14 protein-coding genes are annotated in these 16,611 nt (G+C 71.7%); 4 read left to right on the top strand and 10 right to left on the bottom strand.

Annotated elements, in window-relative coordinates; genetic code table 11:
* Positions 1 to 26: 26 nt before the first annotated feature.
* From gatB to gatC, 3 genes are read right to left on the bottom strand one after another with little or no spacing between them, the layout of a single operon-like run.
* Positions 27 to 1,511 carry an Asp-tRNA(Asn)/Glu-tRNA(Gln) amidotransferase subunit GatB gene (gene gatB / locus AMA02S_RS23050; RefSeq protein ID WP_067461628.1) on the bottom strand — a complete coding sequence of 495 codons (1,485 nt, stop codon included), beginning with the start codon at positions 1,509 to 1,511 and terminating at the stop codon, positions 27 to 29.
* A gap of 14 nt (positions 1,512 to 1,525) precedes the next feature.
* Positions 1,526 to 3,022, bottom strand: a complete 1,497-nt coding sequence (gatA, locus tag AMA02S_RS23045; RefSeq protein WP_067461476.1) for an Asp-tRNA(Asn)/Glu-tRNA(Gln) amidotransferase subunit GatA — start codon at positions 3,020 to 3,022, stop codon at positions 1,526 to 1,528.
* 5 nt (positions 3,023 to 3,027) lie between these two features.
* Positions 3,028 to 3,327: an Asp-tRNA(Asn)/Glu-tRNA(Gln) amidotransferase subunit GatC gene (gatC, locus tag AMA02S_RS23040; protein ID WP_067461475.1), complete on the bottom strand. Its 300-nt coding sequence runs from the start codon at positions 3,325 to 3,327 to the stop codon at positions 3,028 to 3,030.
* Positions 3,328 to 3,490: 163 nt separating this feature from the next.
* Between gatC and AMA02S_RS23035 the strand changes: the two genes are divergently transcribed.
* On the top strand, positions 3,491 to 3,748 hold the full coding sequence (locus tag AMA02S_RS23035; protein ID WP_067461474.1) for a DUF6458 family protein: 258 nt from the start codon (positions 3,491 to 3,493) through the stop codon (positions 3,746 to 3,748).
* 162 nt (positions 3,749 to 3,910) lie between these two features.
* Here the strand turns inward: AMA02S_RS23035 and AMA02S_RS23030 are convergent, their stop codons facing one another.
* The 5 genes from AMA02S_RS23030 to mnmA form a co-directional block, all read right to left on the bottom strand.
* Positions 3,911 to 4,252, bottom strand: a complete 342-nt coding sequence (locus tag AMA02S_RS23030) for a hypothetical protein (protein ID WP_157430786.1) — start codon at positions 4,250 to 4,252, stop codon at positions 3,911 to 3,913.
* Between the two features lie 87 nt (positions 4,253 to 4,339).
* Positions 4,340 to 6,478 (bottom strand): putative bifunctional diguanylate cyclase/phosphodiesterase, encoded by a 2,139-nt coding sequence (locus AMA02S_RS23025; protein ID WP_067461472.1) that lies wholly within the window; start codon positions 6,476 to 6,478, stop codon positions 4,340 to 4,342.
* 256 nt (positions 6,479 to 6,734) lie between these two features.
* Positions 6,735 to 8,903, bottom strand: a complete 2,169-nt coding sequence (gene ligA / locus AMA02S_RS23020) for an NAD-dependent DNA ligase LigA (RefSeq protein ID WP_067461471.1) — start codon at positions 8,901 to 8,903, stop codon at positions 6,735 to 6,737.
* A gap of 119 nt (positions 8,904 to 9,022) precedes the next feature.
* Positions 9,023 to 10,033: a methionine synthase gene (locus AMA02S_RS23015; RefSeq protein ID WP_067461470.1), complete on the bottom strand. Its 1,011-nt coding sequence runs from the start codon at positions 10,031 to 10,033 to the stop codon at positions 9,023 to 9,025.
* 93 nt (positions 10,034 to 10,126) lie between these two features.
* A complete protein-coding gene (gene mnmA, locus AMA02S_RS23010; protein ID WP_084265502.1) occupies positions 10,127 to 11,203 on the bottom strand; it encodes a tRNA 2-thiouridine(34) synthase MnmA in 1,077 nt (358 codons plus the stop codon).
* 257 nt (positions 11,204 to 11,460) lie between these two features.
* On the opposite strand from mnmA, the gene AMA02S_RS23005 reads away from it, so the two are divergent.
* Positions 11,461 to 12,543 (top strand): DUF695 domain-containing protein, encoded by a 1,083-nt coding sequence (locus AMA02S_RS23005; RefSeq protein WP_067461468.1) that lies wholly within the window; start codon positions 11,461 to 11,463, stop codon positions 12,541 to 12,543.
* 80 nt (positions 12,544 to 12,623) lie between these two features.
* Here the strand turns inward: AMA02S_RS23005 and AMA02S_RS23000 are convergent, their stop codons facing one another.
* Complete coding sequence (locus AMA02S_RS23000) at positions 12,624 to 13,451, bottom strand: DUF1206 domain-containing protein (protein WP_245667754.1); 828 nt, start codon at positions 13,449 to 13,451, stop codon at positions 12,624 to 12,626.
* A gap of 62 nt (positions 13,452 to 13,513) precedes the next feature.
* Positions 13,514 to 14,689 carry a cysteine desulfurase family protein gene (locus AMA02S_RS22995; protein WP_067461627.1) on the bottom strand — a complete coding sequence of 392 codons (1,176 nt, stop codon included), beginning with the start codon at positions 14,687 to 14,689 and terminating at the stop codon, positions 13,514 to 13,516.
* 84 nt (positions 14,690 to 14,773) lie between these two features.
* On the opposite strand from AMA02S_RS22995, the gene AMA02S_RS22990 reads away from it, so the two are divergent.
* Positions 14,774 to 15,295, top strand: a complete 522-nt coding sequence (locus tag AMA02S_RS22990) for a TetR/AcrR family transcriptional regulator (RefSeq protein WP_067461466.1) — start codon at positions 14,774 to 14,776, stop codon at positions 15,293 to 15,295.
* 100 nt (positions 15,296 to 15,395) lie between these two features.
* Complete coding sequence (locus AMA02S_RS22985; RefSeq protein ID WP_084265501.1) at positions 15,396 to 16,601, top strand: MFS transporter; 1,206 nt, start codon at positions 15,396 to 15,398, stop codon at positions 16,599 to 16,601.
* Positions 16,602 to 16,611: the final 10 nt, after the last annotated feature.

Below are 16,611 nucleotides of genomic sequence, written 5' to 3'. Positions count from 1 at the left end.
GGCACGGGACGGCCGCGGCGGTGCGGTCAGGAGGCGCCGAGCTTCTCCAGGATGAGTTCACGGGCCCGGCCCGCGTCGGCCTGGCCACGGGTGGCCTTCATCACGGCGCCGACCAGGGCCCCCGCGGCGGCGACCTTGCCGGCGCGGACCTTGTCGGCGACGGCGGCGTTGCCGGCGATGACCTGGTCGACGATCGAGGCCAGCTCGCCCTCGTCGCTGACGACCTTCAGCCCCCGGGCGGCGACGACCTCGTCGGGGGTGCCCTCGCCGGCCAGGACGCCTTCGAAGACCTGACGGGCCAGCTTGTCGTTCAGCTCCCCGGTCGTGATCATCGCCTGGATGCGGGCGACCTGCTCCGGCGTGATGGGCAGGTCCGCGAGCTCGGCCCCCTGCTCGGTGGCGCGCCGCGACAGCTCGTTCATCCACCACTTGCGTGCGGTGGCGGCGTCGGCGCCCTGCGCGATCGTCGCCTCGATGAGGTCGACGGCGCCGGCGTTGACGACGTCGCGCAGCTCCAGGTCGGAGAGGTTCCACTCGCGCTGGATGCGGGTGCGGCGCGCGGCCGGGAGTTCCGGCAGGGCCGCACGCAGCTCGTCCACCCACGCGCGGGACGGCGCCATCGGCACCAGGTCGGGTTCGGGGAAGTAGCGGTAGTCCTGCGCCTCCTCCTTGCTGCGCCCGGCGGTGGTGCGGCCCGTGTCCTCGTGGAAGTGGCGGGTCTCCTGGACGATCCGCCCGCCCGCGGACAGCACGCCGGCCTGCCGCTCGATCTCCGAACGGACGGAGCGCTCGACGGACCGCAGCGAGTTGACGTTCTTGGTCTCGGTGCGGGTCCCCCACTCGGCGGCGCCCCGCGGCATCAGGGAGACGTTGACGTCGCAGCGCATGGAGCCCTCCTCCATGCGCACGTCCGAGACGCCGAGGGACCGGACTAGCTCGCGGAGCTCGGTGGCGTAGGCACGCGCGACGAGAGGGGCCTTCTCGCCGGTCGCGGGGATCGGCTTGGTGACGATCTCGACCAGCGGGATCCCGGCCCGGTTGTAGTCGACCAGGGAGAACTCGGCGCCGTGGATCCGGCCCGTCGCGCCGCCGACGTGCAGCGACTTGCCGGTGTCCTCCTCCATGTGGACGCGCTCGATCTCGATCCGGTACGTCTCGCCCTCGACCTCGACCTCCAGCTGCCCGTCCACACAGAGCGGCTCGTCGTACTGGGAGATCTGAAAGTTCTTCGGCATGTCCGGATAGAAGTAGTTCTTCCGGGCGAACCTGCACCACTCGACGATCTCGCAGTTCAGCGCGAGGCCGATCTTGATGATGCCCTCGATCGCCGCCTGGTTGGTCACCGGCAGGGCCCCCGGCAGTCCAAGGCACACCGGGCAGACCTGGGTGTTCGGCTCGGCGCCGAACGTCGTCCGGCAGCCGCAGAACATCTTGGACGCGGTGCCCAGCTCGATATGCGTCTCGATGCCGAGCACCGGCTCGTACCTGGCCAGCGCCTCGTCATAGTCCATCAGCGTCGGGGTGCTCACTTCGCCTCCACCAGTTCCGGGGCCTTGGCCAGGAGGGGGCCGCCCCAACGGTCCTCCAGGGCGCGCTCGACGGCGGCGGCCACACGGTAGGCGCGGTCGTCACCGAGGACGGGCGCCATGATCTGCAGGCCGACCGGCAGTCCGTCCGCGAGGCCGCAGGGCACCGAGATCGCGGCGTTGCCGGTCAGGTTGGCCGGGATGGTGTACAGGTCGGCCAGGTACATCGCCATCGGGTCGTCCACGCGCTCACCGATCGGGAACGCCGTGGTCGGCGTGGTCGGCGAGACCAGCACGTCGACCTGCTCGAAGGCGGTGTCGAAGTCGCGCTTGACCAGCGTGCGGACCTGCTGCGCCTTGCCGTAGTAGGCGTCGTAGTAGCCCGAGGACAGCGCATAGGTGCCGAGCATGATGCGCCGTTTGACCTCGGGTCCGAACCCCTCGGCGCGGGTCAGCGCCATGACCTCCTCGGCACTGCGGGTGCCGTCGTCGCCGACCCGCAGGCCGTAACGCATGGCGTCGAAGCGGGCGAGGTTAGACGACGCCTCGGATGGCGCGATCAGGTAGTAGGCGGACAGCGCGTAGGAGAAATGCGGGCACGACACCTCGACGACCTTCGCGCCGAGGGACTCCAGCAGTTCGACGGCCTCGTCGAAGCGGGCCGAGACGCCCGGCTCGGCGCCGTCGCCCGCGAACTCCCTGACGACGCCGACGCGCAGCCCGGCGACATCGGCGTGCCGTGCGGCCTCCACGACCGGCGGGACGGCGGCGTCGACGGAGGTGGAGTCCATCCGGTCGTGGCCGCTGAACGCCTCGTGCAGGAGCGCCGCGTCCAGGACGTTGCGCGCGAACGGCCCCGGCGTGTCGAGCGAGGACGCGAACGCGATGACGCCGTAGCGGGACGAGCCGCCGTAGGTGGGCTTCATCCCGACGATGCCGGTGACCGCGGCGGGCTGCCGGATCGACCCGCCGGTGTCGGTTCCGGTGGACAGCGGCGCCTCGTACGCGGCGACCGCCGCGGAGCTGCCGCCGGACGACCCGCCCGGGACGCGCTCCAGGTCCCACGGGTTGCGCGTGGTGAAGAAGGCGCTGTTCTCGGTGGAGGAGCCCATGGCGAACTCGTCCATGTTCGTCTTGCCGAGGATCACCAGGCCCTGCTCGCGCAGCCGCGCCGTGATGGTCGCGTCGTAGGGGGGCCGCCATCCCTCCAGGATCTTCGAGCCCGCGGTGGTGGGCATGTCGTCGGTGGTGAAGACGTCCTTGTGCGCGATGGGCACGCCGGCCAGCGGGCCGAGCTCCTCCCCCGCCGCGCGCCGCTCGTCCACCTTCCGCGCCTGTGCCAGCGTCGTCTCGCGGTCGACGTGCAGAAACGCCTTGACCTGCCCGTCCACCGCGGCGATGCGATCCAGATGCGCCTGCGCGACCTCGACCGCGGACGTCTCGCCGGCGGCGATGAGCTCACCGAGCTCCGCCGCCCCCTTCCCGACCAGTTCCATGGCGCTCACGCCTCCTCGTCCAGGATCCGCGGTACGCGGAAACGCTGCTCCTCGGCGGCGGGGGCGGCGGCGAGCGCCTGCCCCGGGGCCAGGGACGGCCGGACCTCGTCGGCGCGGTAGACATTGGTCAGCGGCAGCGCGTGCGAGGTCGGCGGGATGTCCTGCGCGGCGACCTCCTGCACCCGCGCGACCGCGGAGATGATCTGGTCGAGCTGGGCGGCGAGATGGTCGAGCTCATCGTCGCCGAGCGCCAGCCGGGACAGCCGGGCGAGGTGAGCGACCTCGTCACGGGTGATGGCGGACATGTAGACAACCGTTCCTGCGATGACGTGGTTTCACCGGTCATCCTATTGGCCGTGCCCGCCCGGCCCGACCGGTTTACTCGGGGCGTGCCCGGCCGCGCCGTTTGATTTCCTCGTGGCGGGAAGAGATGTGTCGTCCACCCCAGGACGACGAGAGGAGCCCGCCGTGACCATCGGCGGCAGCATCGCCCTGATCATCATCGGCGCGATCCTGGCCTACGCGGTCAACTACGAGTTCAGCGGCATCGATATTCGGCTGGTCGGCCTGATCCTCATGCTGGGCGGGCTGATCGGGCTCGTCATCGGCATCGTGCGGCTGGCCTCCGCACGTCGCTCGGTCGAGCGCCGCCCGCCCCCCGCGGTCCGCGAGGAGCACTACTACGAGGATCTCCCGCCGGGATACGAGCGCCGGCGGCAGTACTAATTCAATCCCGGCCCAGGGGCTCGCCTGGCGGCTCGCTCCTTGACCGTGCTTGGGCGAGCGCGTCATCGCTTCGCGATCTTCCCGGTGGGGCTTGCCTTCGGCGTTGCCCCACCGGTCAGGTCGCGCGCTCGCGTGACGGTAGGGAGACCCAGAAATTCGGCCTCAGGCTTGTGGGGGGTACATCTGGGGGGCCGCGCCGGGTTGGGGGCCTGTGGCTTGGTGGGGGTACTGCTGGACTTGCGGTGGGGCGGGTTGCTGCTGGTGCGCGGCGCCCTGGAAGGGGAATGTCACCGGTTTTGACGGCGATGGTTGCATTCCCGCGAGGGCGGCTGCGCCCATCACCGCGCAGGACAGGATCAGAAAGCCCCCGAAGACCACTCCGGCAAGGTCGTAGAGCTTGAAGTCGGTGTCGTTGTCGGGCATTGCCTCCAGCGTGAACACGAACATGAACCCCATCCCCAGCAGGGCGAGGCCGAGGATCACTCCGCGCGCGGCGTTGTTCATGGTGCGTGATCGTAGCGGCTCTGTCAGAGACCGGTAAGGGGATTGTCAGACTTGAGCCCTATGTCGTTTTAGACCGGATTCGAATGGTCACGCCGCTGGTTCGGGGGCGCGTTCCATGCGCCGGCGGAGCCAGTCGGTGGCGGTCGCGGCGTCCATGGGGCGGCCGAAGTGCCAGCCCTGGGCGGCGTCGCAGCCCATGTCGCGGAGCATCCGTGCGGTCTGCGGGTCCTCGACGCCCTCGGCGACCGATCGCAACCCGAGGGTGCGGACGAGGTCGACGATGGAGCGGACGATGACGGCGTCGTCGGTGGAGTCGGTGAGCCGGCCCACGAAGGAGGAGTCGATCTTGATCTCCTCGACCGGGAGGCGCTTGAGCCGGACGAGGGAGGAGTAGCCGGTGCCGAAGTCGTCCAGGCTGAGTGGGATGCCCAGCTCGGCGAGCGCCTTCACGGTGTCGGAGGCGTAGGCCTGCTCGTTCATCAGGATCCGCTCGGTGATCTCCAGCTGGAGCGCCGCGGCGGGCAGCCCGCGGGCGAGCAGTCCCTCCTCGATCGTCTCGGTGAGGCCGGTGTCGAGCAGGTCGCGGCCGGAGGCGTTCACCGCGACCTGGACGGCGAGGTCCTCGCGCCACCAGGCGGCGGTCTGCGCGAGCGCCGCCTCCACGACATGCCGGGTGATCGAGCGCATCAGATAGGTCTGCTCGGCCATCGACAGGAACGCCTCGGGTTCGAGGAGGCCCTTGTCGGGGTGGCGCCAGCGCAGCAGCGCCTCCATCCCGACGAGTTGCCCGTCCCGCAGGGAGACCTTGGGCTGGTAGTACAGCTCCAGCTCGGAGCGGTCGATGGCGCGGCGCAGGTCGCCGAGCATGCTGAGCCGGTCCGGGGAGTTGCGGTCCTTGCCGGGCGAGTACACCTCGACGCCGGTGCGGGCCTCCTTGGCGTTGTACATCGCGACGTCGGCGCGCTGGAGCAGCAGTTCGAAGTCGGGCGCGTCGTCGGGGAACAGCGCGATCCCGACGCTGGCCTCCAGGTCGAACGACATGCCGTCCAGCCGGACGGGTTCGCCGAGCGCGGCCCGCAGCCGGGCGGCGACCTCGCGGGCGGCGGCCTCGTCGCGGACGGTGGGCAGCAGCACCGCGAACTCGTCGCCGCCGAGCCGGGCCACGAGGTCGCCCGGGCGGACGCTGTGCGTGAGCCGGTGCGCGACGAGTTGGAGGAGCCGGTCGCCGGTGGGGTGCCCGAGAGTGTCGTTGACCTCCTTGAACCGGTCGAGGTCCAGCAGGAACAGCCCGGCGCGCTGATGCGGCGGCTCGGCGACCTTGAGGAGGCGGGAGGGTTTGATCACGGCCGGGCGGCGCCGGCCGAGGCGGCCGGCGCCGCCTCTGGTGCGTTTCGCCGCGCCGCGCGCCTCCGCGAGGGCCTCCTCGGTGCGGACGATCAGCAGCTTGCGGTTGGGCAATCCGGTGAGGCCGTCGTGCAGGGCCTGGTGCTCGCGGCGGACGGCCACCGAGGCGTTCAGGTAGACGGCGATGAACGGCAGCACGATCAGCGGCACGAACACCGCGGACCTGTCCATCGCGACGACCATCAGCGGGGCCAGGCCGAGCAGCGCCATATGGACGAGGATCTGGTAGCCGAGGTCCCAGCGCAGCGCCTTGAGCAGCGAGACCCGCTCGTGCAGGGCGATGGCGGCGCCGACCAGGGTGTCGTTGCAGCCGAAGTAGACGGCGCCGGCGAGGGCGATCACGGGCAGGTCGCCGCCGTCGGGAACCCAGAGGCTCGTGGGGGTGGCCATGTCGCCGGAGACCGCCAGGACGAGCTGGGCGGCGGCGAGGCTGAGGGTGTACTGCGCGGCGTTGAAGGCGATCCGGTGCGCGCTGCGCCCGCGGAAGATCCCGCAGGTGACGACGGCGACGATCTGGAGAGCGGCGGCGACCGGGAGCCCCGCGTACAGGAGCGCGGCGAACGCGAAGGTGGTGGAGGTGTTCGCGCCGTTGTTCTCGGTGGAGCCGGGCGTGATGATCGGCCGCAGCTCGCCGAAGATGATGAAGCAGGCCAGGATCCAGAAGACCGGGTTGCGGGCGAGCGCGTCCAGGTCGGCGCCGCTCAGCCCGGAGAACGCGGTGCCGCACGCGGCGACGCCGAGCAGGATGACGACGACGAAGTAGATCCACAACGGGGAACCACGGCGGGGCGCCGTGTTCCGCGTGTTGTTCGGGTCCTTCATCACATCCTCGGGGGGTTCGGGGGGGCCGTCCCCCGGGAGCGGAACGCGCCGGACCGCGGGGGACGCACCCCGGGGCGAGACGTCCGAACATTCAGTGGGTCGTAGTGGTTGGGAGAGTACGGCCTTTGCTCAACTTCGCGAAACCGATTGCGTACGTTCCGTTATGCCCATTCCGTACCCGCCACTCGTCGGTGGGTAGTTGGAGTGTACCGCTGGGTAACGCGGCGCTGGTGGTGGTGCGCACAACCACAACCGGTCACTCCTCCGCGCGCAAAGTCACGTTTTTGGCCGCATCTGGCCCATCGGTCAGCAGGATGCGGAACCCTTCCTCCGCCAGGACCGGTACGCCCAGCTTGACGGCTTTGTCGTACTTCGAACCGGGGTTGTCCCCCACTACGACGAAGTCCGTTTTCTTGGAGACCGATGCGGAGACCTTCCCGCCGAGGTCCTGCACCGCCTCCTTCGCCGAGTCGCGGCTGTACCCCTCCAGCGACCCGGTGATCACCACGGTGAGGTCCTTCAGCGGCCGCGGTCCCGCCGCGCCCTCGTCCTGCATCCGGACGCCGGCGGCCCGCCACTTCTCGACGATCTCGCGGTGCCAGTCGACCGCGAACCACGCCTTGATCGAGGCCGCGATCGTCGGGCCGACGTCCTCCACCGCCGCCAGCTCCTCCTCGGTCGCGTTCGCGATGGCGTCCATGGAACGCAGCTCGCGGGCGAGGTTCTGGGAGGCGGCGGGCCCCACATGCCGGATCGACAGCGCCACCAGCACCCGCCACAGCGGCTGGCTCTTGGCCTTCTCCAGCTCGTCGAAGAGGATCTCGACCGTCTTCTTCGGTTCGCCCTCCTTGTTGGCGAAGAACGACACGACCTTGGACTCGCCCGTCTGCGGGTCGATCTTGGGCGTGCCCGTCCTGGCGTCCAGGACAAGGCTCCTGATCGGCAGCAGCTGCTCAACGGTCAGATGGAACAGATCGCCCTCGTTCTTGACCGGCGGGTCGCTCGGCTCCAGCGGCTGGGTGAGCGCGGTCGCCCCGACATAGCCGAGCGCCTCGATGTCGAGCGCGTTGCGGCTCGCCACGAAGGACAGGCGCTCGCGGAGCTGGGCGGGACAGAGCCGCGCGTTGGGACAGCGGATGTCGGCGTCACCCTCCTTCTCGTACGCCAGCTCCGTGCCGCACTCGGGGCAGTGCGTGGGCATCTCGAACTCGCGCTCCGAGCCGTCCCGGAGGGCGGCGACCGGCGCGACGATCTCGGGGATCACGTCGCCAGCCTTACGCAGGACGACGGTGTCGCCGATCAGCACGCCCTTGCGTTTGACCTCGCTGCCGTTGTGCAGGGTGGCCCGCTCGACCGTGGAACCCGCCACCTTCGTCGGTTCCATCACGCCGTAGGGGGTGACGCGCCCCGTCCGCCCGACACCGACCTTGATGTCGAGGAGCTTGGTGTTGACCTCCTCCGGCGGGTACTTCCACGCGATGGCCCAGCGCGGTGCCCGGCTCGTCGACCCGAGCCGGCGCTGGAGGGCGAACTGGTCGACCTTGACGACCACGCCGTCGATCTCGTACGCCGGGTCGTGCCGGTGGTCGCCGTACCGCGCGATGTACTTACGGACGGCGTCCATCCCGCCGAGCACCTCGTACAGGTCGCTGACCGGCAACCCCCAGCCGCGCATCAGCTCATACGCGCCGGACTGGCTCTCCGGCTGCGTCCCGCCACGCCACGCGCCGAATCCGTGTACCAGCATCCCGAGCGGACGGTGCGCCGTGACCCGCGGGTCCTTCTGCCGCAGCGACCCCGCCGCCGCGTTGCGCGGGTTGGCGAACGGGTCCTTGCCGGCCTCGACCTGGACGGTGTTGACCTGCTCGAACCCCTCCACCGGGAGGAAGACCTCGCCGCGCACCTCCAGGACGTCCGGCCAGCCCTCCCCGGCCAGCCGGTCGGGGATGTCGGCGATGGTGCGGACATTGTTCGTGACGTCCTCGCCGGTGCGCCCGTCGCCGCGGGTCACCCCGCGCACCAGCCGGCCCTTCTCGTAGGTCACCGCGATGGCCAGGCCGTCGATCTTCAGCTCGCACAGGTAGCCGGCGACCTCGCCGACCTCCTTGACCACCCGCTCGTCCCACGCCAGCAGCGCGTCCTCGTTCATCGCGTTGTCGAGGCTCTGCATCCGCTCCAGGTGCTCGACCGTCGCGAAGTCGGTCGTGATCGGCGCGCCGACCTTCTGTGTCGGCGAGTCGGGGGTGACGAGCTCGGGATACCGCTCCTCCAGCTCCCGGATCTCGCGCATCATCCGGTCGTACTCGGCGTCGGTCAGCGTCGGCTGGTCGAGGACGTAGTAGCGGTAGTTGCCCTCGTCGATGCGTTCGCTCAGCTCCAGGTGCCGCTGCCGTGCCTCGCCGGGCACCCCATCACTCGTGGTCATGTGCCCATTGTCGCCATCGGCACCGACAATGCGACACCGGCGCGCCCCGCCCGGCGAGCAGATCGTCCGCGCCGGTGGGACAGGGAGCGCCGTTGCGCATCCCCTGGTCGAGGCTTGGGTCAGTCCGCCTCGTGCAGCATCCGGGCGGCGTCGCGGCACCGCTTGAGCGCCGCGCGGACGTAGCCCGGCGACGCTCCCGCCATCCCGCACGCCGGCGTGATCACGACCTGGCGGGACAGCTGCGCGCGCGGGAAGCCGAACCGCCGCCACAGCGCCCGCACCGGATCGACGGTCGTCCTGAGCGCCGGCAGGGCGGCGTCGGTCGCGGGCACCGCGCCGAGCCACAGCCCGACCCCCGCGTCGATCGCCTCTCCGACGGCGTCGTCGTCGCGCCGGGGCACCAGATGGAGATCGACCGAGATCGCCTTGGCGCCCGCGCCGCGCAGCAGCCCGTAGGGGACGTTCCGGGCACAGCAGTGCACGACCGGGAACGCCGCGCCGTCCCGGCACGCCGTCTCGATCACCGTCCGCAGGGCGTCCTCGGCGACCGGCTCCTCGATCGCCCGCAGCCGCGAGAAGCCGCTGGCGGTCGGCAGGGTGCCCGCCAGCGCCGCGGGCAGGCTCGGCTCGTCCAGCTGGAGGACGACCTCCGCGCGCGGCAGGCGCCGCCGGACGTCGGCCACGTGCGCGGCGACGCCCTCGGCCAGGGAGGCGGTCAGGTCGCGGACGGCGCCCGGGTCCTTGACCGCCCGGTCGCCGTGCCGCAGTTCGATCGTGGCGGCCAGCGTCCACGGACCGCACACCTGGACCTTGAACGGCCCGTCATGGGCGCCCGCGACCTCCTCCAGCACGTCCAGGTCCCGGGCGAGATGGTCGAGGGAACGCAGCGTGTCGCGGCCCGGGCGGTCGGAGAAGCGCCACCCGGACGGCTCCAGATGGATCGGCATGTCCACCAGCAGGCCCGCCGTCCGCCCGGTCAAGTCGGCGCCGGGGCCACGCGCGGGAAGCTCGGGCAGGTGCGGCAGGTCGGGCAGCTCACCGAGGACGATCCGCAGCGCCTCCGCCGGATCCTCGCCCGGACACGAACCGATCCCGGTGGCCGTCCCGGGCTGCCAGGGGTAACTCGTCACGTCCGGAACCCTACCGACGCGGCGATCACCTTTGGTTCCGCGAGCCCGTCGGACAGGACGCGTGCCGCCAGAACGGTGCCGTGGCCGCGCACCCTAGGCGGCGACCCGGGCGGTGTCGGCGATCGTGGCGGACCCGAGCACGCGATCGCCGTCGTACAGGACGGCGGCCTGCCCAGCGGCTACGCCACGTGCCGGAGTGTCCAGCCAGACGCGCAGCCCGTCGCCGTCCCGCTCGGCCGTGCACGCGTAGACCTCGCCGTGTGCCCGGAGCTGGACGTGACAGGAGAACGGTCCCGCGGGGACCTCGCCCAGCCACACCGGCCGCTCCCCCGTGATCTCGCGGACGTCGAGCGACTCGCGCGGGCCGACCGTCACGGTGTTGTTCACGGGGGAGATGTCCAGGACGTAGCGGGGGCGGCCGTCCGCCGCCGGGGTGCCGAGCCGCAGGCCCTTGCGCTGGCCGACCGTGTAGGCGTACGCGCCCTCGTGCTCGCCGACCCGGTTGCCGTCGGTGTCGACGATGGGCCCGGGGGACGTGCCCAGCCGCTCCGTGAGGAAGCCGCGCGTGTCACCGTCGGCGATGAAGCAGATGTCGTGGCTGTCGGGCTTGTCGGCCACCTGGAGCCCGCGCCGCTCCGCCTCCAGCCGGATGTCGGCCTTGGTGGTGTCGCCGAGCGGGAACAGGGCGTGCGCGAGCTGCTCGGGCGTGCAGACGGCCAGGACGTAGGACTGGTCCTTGCCCTCGTCCACGCCGCGCCGCAGCACGCCGCCGTCCAGCCGCGCGTAGTGGCCGGTGCAGACGGCGTCGAAGCCCAGGGCCATGGCGCGGTCCAGCAGCGCCGCGAACTTGATCTTCTCGTTGCAGCGCAGGCACGGGTTCGGGGTACGGCCCGCCGCGTACTCGCTGACGAAGTCCTCGACGACGTCCCGGTGGAACCGCTCGGCGAGATCCCACACGTAGAACGGGATGCCGATCACGTCGGCGGCACGGCGCGCGTCCCGGGAGTCCTCCAGGGTGCAGCAGCCGCGCGCGCCCGTCCGGTAGGACTGGGGGTTGCTGGACAGGGCCATGTGGACGCCGGTGACGTCGTGCCCGGCCTCGGCGGCCCGTGCGGCGGCCACCGCGGAGTCGACGCCGCCCGACATGGCGGCGAGTACACGCAAAGTCATAGTCCTCCGAGCGTACGCGCCGTGGCGTGGTCCCCGTGGCGTACGGGCGCCGTGGGCCCTCCATCGTGTTGACGATGAGACCGATGCGGGTGGAGCGGGTGCACGCGCCCGGCACGCACCGTGAACGATCATGTACGCGGCGATGCGGAACCTTGACGCGCGGTCCGCGCGGCGGGACGGGCGGCGGCTCGCGTAAGGTGACGGGGCGGGCTCCGGATGGGGAGCCGCATCACCCCACGACTAGGAAGAGACGACAGGTGGGAATCTTCCGCCGTCCGCGTGACACGCCCGCCGCGGTGCCTCCCGCCATCGGCGAGTTCTGGGAGTGGTGGGCGCAGGCCCGCCCGACGATCGAGGCGTCGCTCGCCGCCGCGCCGGGAGCGGAGTCCGCCGAACCCGGGACACCGGGCGAGGGCCTGTCGGCGGAGACGATCGAGGAACTGTCACGGCGCGTCCACAAGATCCATGCCGAGCTCCAGTGGGAGATCGGCGGGGCGGACGACCGGGCGCCGTCGCTGACGGTGACCGGCGGCGGCGACCCCGAGCTGCGCGGGGTGGCGGAACGCTGGTTCCGGGCCGCGCCGGCCGGGTCCGCTGCCGGCGGCTGGACGTTCCATCCGGCACGGCAGGCCGACCCGGAGATGCTCTCCCAGGACCTCGTGCTCGGTGATCACGAGTTCGACCTGGAGTACGTGCGGCTCGGCATGCGCGCCGACGCCGACCGGGCCCGGGTGCACATCAGCGCCTACCATCCCGACTTCCTGTTCGTCTCCGAGGAGCAGCAGCTTCAGGTGGCGCTGCACGTCCTCGACTGGGCGCTCGGCGAGGACGACGTGGCCCGCTGGGTCGGCGAGGTCTCGATCGCCATCGAGGCGCCGATCGACTCGCTGCCCCCCTCGATGCTGTCGGCGGTCGTGGAGCAGGTCGCCGAGCCGTTCGCCGAACCCTCCTGGCTGACCGGCGAGGGCCGCACCCCGCGCGGGCACCCCGCCCGGCTGGGCGCCCGGTTCCCGCTGCACCGGCAGGACTACCCGCTCTGCGACCTGCACGTGGCGATCACCGTCCCGTACGCCCACAGCAACCCCGACCGGCTGCCGGTGGAGCCGTCGTCCGGGGCGCTGCGCGCGTTCGAGAAGAAGCTCACCAAGCTGGGCGACCGGGCCGTCCTCGCGGTGCGGGAGACCGGTGACGGGCTGCGGGTCTTCCACCTGTACGCCGACCCCGACTCCGGGGTGATCGGCGAGCTGGACCAGCTCGCCGCGGGCTGGACGGAGGGCAAGGCCAAGGTCGCCTCGTCCAACGACCCGGGCTGGCGTGCCCTCGCCCCCTACCAGCCGTGAGGCCCTACCAGCCGTAAGGCCGTGAGCCGTAAGACCGTGAGCCGTAAGACCGTGCCAGCCTGAGGACGGCGCCTGGCACGCTAGGAGACGGCTTCGACCTTGCGCCAGCGGGCTTCGCAGAAGGAGTACAGGCCGAAGAGCAGCACTCCGGCGGCGACGGCGACGAGTCCCCACATGCCGGCGGGGGTCGAGGCGAACTCGCGGAGGGTGCCGTCCAGGCCCTGGGCCTTGTCCGGCTTGAAGGTGATCGCGGCGTAGGCGAGGAAGACGCCGACGCCGCTGCCGACCAGTCCGCGCGCCAGGTTCCCGGCCACGCCGAGCGGCTGGACGAGGTGCCGCGTCGCCCGGCTCATTCCCTTGAGTTCCTCCAGGAACTTGCGGCGCACGGCGTGCACCAAGACGACAATGCCCCAGACCACGAACCCGATCCCGATCGCCAGCACCAGCCAGCGGCCGCCGGGCTCGGCCATGGCCCGCGCGGTGTAGGTCTTGGACTGCTGGTCGCTGGAGCTGCCGGTGTGGCCGAACAGGAAGCCCAGGGTCGCCGCGAAACCGGCGGTGTAGACGACGCCGCGGGCGGCGGAGGAAAGCCGCTTGGTCGCCTTGTCCCCGTCCGGTACCGGCCGCCCGTACAGCGCCTCGGCGAACTGCCAGAGCGCGAGCGCGGCGAAGCCCACCACCATGAGGACCAGGACGGCCGGGCCGCCCGGTTTCTCCGCGACCGCCTGGAGGGCCCCCTTCCGGTCGGCCTCCTTGCCGCCGTCGCCGAACGCCACCTGGAGCGCCAGCCAGCCGATGAGAAGGTAAAGAAGCCCGCGTGCGACCAAGCCCACGCGGGACATCAGGTGGAACCACGGGTGGCCCGCGGCCTTGCGTCCCACCCGCTCTACTGCACTGTTGCTCGTCACGTTCGCTGCCCTCCTGAGACCCGGCATCGCTGTCCCCGGCAGAGCGGAGGTAAAACCTCGGTTCAGCTGAGACCGGCGCGGCGTGCGCGTTCCACTACGGGGCCGATGGCGTCGGCGAGGGCCTTGACGTCCGCCTCCGTGGAGGTGTGGCCCAGGGTGAAGCGGAGCGAGCCCCGCGCGCGCTCAGCGCTCGCGTTCATCGCCATGAGGACGTGGCTGGGCTGGGAAACGCCGGCCGAGCACGCCGACCCCGTCGAGCAGGCGATCCCGCGCGCGTCCAGGAGCATGAGCAGGGCGTCGCCCTCGCAGCCGGGGAAGGAGAAGTGGGCGTTGCCGGGGAGCCGGTCGGCGGGGTCGCCGTTGAGGACCGCGTCCGGCACCGCGGCGCGGACGGCGTCGATCAGCCGGTCGCGCAGTTCGGCCAGGCGGCCGGCCTCGGCCGCGCGGCGACGGGAGGTGATCTGGACGGCGGCGGCGAACCCGGCGATGGCCGGGGCGTCGAGCGTCCCGGACCGGACGTCGCGCTCCTGCCCGCCGCCGTGCAGCAGCGGGACCGGGTCGAGGAACAGCGGCTCCTTCGGCTTGGCCAGCAGGAGCGCGCCGACGCCGATCGGGCCGCCGAGCTTGTGCCCGGTGATCGCCAGGGACTGCACGCCGCTCGCCGCGAAGCCGACGGGCAGGGTCCCGGCGGCCTGGACGGCGTCGGTGTGGAACGGGACGCCGTGCTCGCGTGCGACGGCGGCCAGATCCGCGACCGGCTGGACGGTGCCGACCTCGTTGTTGGCCCACATGACCGTGGCGAGTGCCACGTCCCGGCCGGTGCCGAGGGCCTCGCGCAGCGCCTCGGGACGGACGCGTCCCAGCTCGTCCACCGGGATCCAGTCGATCTCGGCGCCCTCGTGGTCGGCGAGCCACTGCACCGAGTCGAGGACGGCGTGGTGCTCGACGGCGCCGGCCAGCACGCGGGTGCGGGCAGGGTCGGCGCGGCGGCGCGCCCAGAACACTCCCTTGACGGCGAGGTTGTCGGCCTCGGTACCACCGGAGGTGAATACCACCTCGCTCGGGCGGGCGTCGAACGCCTCGGCGATGATCTCGCGGGACTCCTCGACGACCCGGCGGGCGCGCCGGCCCGCCGCGTGCAGTGAGGACGGATTGCCGAGCCCTCGCAGCTCCGCGGTCATCGCCTCGACGGCCTCCGGGAGCATCGGTGTCGTCGCCGCATGGTCGAGGTAGGTCACCACGCGGACAACCCTAGCCGCGCGGCGGGCCCGTCCATCCCGCGGCTCGACAGCTGTACCGTCCAGTCGGTACAGTATAAAACTATGAAAAGGGACGCCTTGCTCGATTCCGCCGAGTCCGTGCTCTTCGAGCAGGGGACGCAGGCGCTGACGCTCGCCGCGGTCGCCGACCGGGCCGGCGTCAGCAAGGGCGGGCTGCTCTACCACTTCCCCACCAAGGACGCGCTCGTCAAGGCCATGGTCGCGCGGGTCATCGAGGAGTTCGACGATCTGATCGCCGCCTCTGACGACGGCACCCCCGGCTCGTACAGCCGCGCCTACGTCGAGGCCACGTTCGACATCCTCACCGGCGAGGCGCGCGCCCACCGGCGATGGTCGGCGATCAGCGCCGCCGCCACGGATCCGGAACAGGCCGAGCCGCTGAACGAGGCGATGCGCCGCTGGCACGGCCGGGGCTCCGGCGACGATCCCGACCCGGAGGCCGCGGCGATCGTCCGGTTGGCGGCCGAGGGGCTGTGGGAAGTGATGAGCCACACTCCCGAGTTGTACGACGACGAGCAACTCCAGGCGCTCAAGCGGCGGCTGCTGGCTCTACTGGAACGGTAAGGCCGGGCGCCTCCTGGCGCCCTCAAGCATCGCCCGCCCTATTGGAGCGTTCCATTACGTTCTCTCCCCCTGTCACACCGAGTCGTGAAAGAGGTGAATCATGCTGTTGCGTGCCCGCACGGGGACGTTTCTGACCTTCGCTCTGGCTGGTCTGCTGACCGGAGTGTGGGTGGCCCGCATGCCCGCGCTGGCGGCCAAGTTCGGGACCACCGAGGGCGAGATCGGCATCGTCGTCCTCGTCTGGGGGCTCGGCGCGATCTTCGCCATGCAGTCGCTGCGGACCGTGATGGCCCGCGCCGGCAGCCGGGGCGTCCTGCGCCTCGCGCTGCCGCTGACCGCGGTGTCCTACGCCGCCGTCGCGCTCGCGCCGACCTACGCCGTGCTACTGGCCGCCGTCGCGGTGTTCGGCATGGCGTTCGGGGTCACCGACATCGCGATGAACGCCCAGGGCAGCGTCGTCGAGCGGGCGTACCGCCGGTCGATCATGAGCGGGATGCACGCCGGCTGGTGCGTCGGCGCGATGAGCGGCGGCCTGTTCGGCGTCGTCACCGCCGCCGCCGGGCTGGGCTTCACCGCGACCGTCCTCGCCGCCGCGCTGCTGACGCTGCCGGCGGCCCTCGCGCTCGGCCGCACCTACCTGCCCGACCCCGCCGTCCCCGCGACGGACGGCACCGGACGCGGGTCGCGCCGGATGCCCGTCGCCGTCTACCTGATCGGGATCCTCGCGTTCATCGCGTTCATGACCGAGGGCTCGATCGCCGACTGGAGCGGCCTGCTGCTGCACGACGAGATGGGCGCCACCCAGGCCATGGCGGCGCTCGGCTACCCCATGTTCGAGCTGGCGATGCTGCTCGGACGGCTCGTCGGCGACCGCGTCCGGATGCGGCTCGGCACCCGGCGGCTGCTGGTCGGCGCCGGCGTCGGCACCGCGCTCGGCATGACCGTCGTCGTGCTGGCGCCCGCCGCGCCCGTGGCCATCGCCGGGTTCTTCGTGACCGGACTGGTCGTCTGCACCGTCGTCCCGACGACGATCTCGCTGGCCGGCACGGCCGACCCGGACCGTCCGGCGGCCGCGGTCGCCCAGGTCGGCGCGATGGGCTACGGAGGTCTCCTGCTCGGCCCCGTGGTCGTCGGCTTCCTCTCGGACGCCACGTCCCTGCGGGTCGGTGTGGGCGTCGTGGTCGTGCTCGCCCTGCTGATCGCCGTCGGCGCCCGATTTGTCCCACTCCGGATGGACACCGACGTCACCGCTCACTCCTCCGAGGCGGCCGTGGCCGCCGCCGAACCCGAACCGGTGGCCGTCTGACACGGTCGTA

The sequence above is a fragment of the Actinomadura macra NBRC 14102 genome, from assembly GCF_001552215.1.
Classification (GTDB): domain Bacteria; phylum Actinomycetota; class Actinomycetes; order Streptosporangiales; family Streptosporangiaceae; genus Spirillospora; species Spirillospora macra.
The sequence above is the reverse complement of the archived record's forward strand: the minus strand, read 5'-3'. Positions and strand labels throughout refer to the sequence as shown.

What these genes read in the sequence shown, in the direction of transcription:
- gatB (WP_067461628.1), bottom strand. Translation starts at nt 1,511, where the DNA reads ATGGACTATGACGAGGCGCTGGCCAGGTACGAGCCGGTGCTCGGCATC.
- gatA (WP_067461476.1), bottom strand. Translation starts at nt 3,022, where the DNA reads ATGGAACTGGTCGGGAAGGGGGCGGCGGAGCTCGGTGAGCTCATCGCC.
- gatC (WP_067461475.1), bottom strand. Translation starts at nt 3,327, where the DNA reads ATGTCCGCCATCACCCGTGACGAGGTCGCTCACCTCGCCCGGCTGTCC.
- AMA02S_RS23030 (WP_157430786.1), bottom strand. Translation starts at nt 4,252, where the DNA reads ATGAACAACGCCGCGCGCGGAGTGATCCTCGGCCTCGCCCTGCTGGGG.
- AMA02S_RS23025 (WP_067461472.1), bottom strand. Translation starts at nt 6,478, where the DNA reads ATGAAGGACCCGAACAACACGCGGAACACGGCGCCCCGCCGTGGTTCC.
- ligA (WP_067461471.1), bottom strand. Translation starts at nt 8,903, where the DNA reads ATGACCACGAGTGATGGGGTGCCCGGCGAGGCACGGCAGCGGCACCTG.
- mnmA (WP_084265502.1), bottom strand. Translation starts at nt 11,203, where the DNA reads ATGACTTTGCGTGTACTCGCCGCCATGTCGGGCGGCGTCGACTCCGCG.
- AMA02S_RS22990 (WP_067461466.1), top strand. Translation starts at nt 14,774, where the DNA reads ATGAAAAGGGACGCCTTGCTCGATTCCGCCGAGTCCGTGCTCTTCGAG.
- AMA02S_RS22985 (WP_084265501.1), top strand. Translation starts at nt 15,396, where the DNA reads ATGCTGTTGCGTGCCCGCACGGGGACGTTTCTGACCTTCGCTCTGGCT.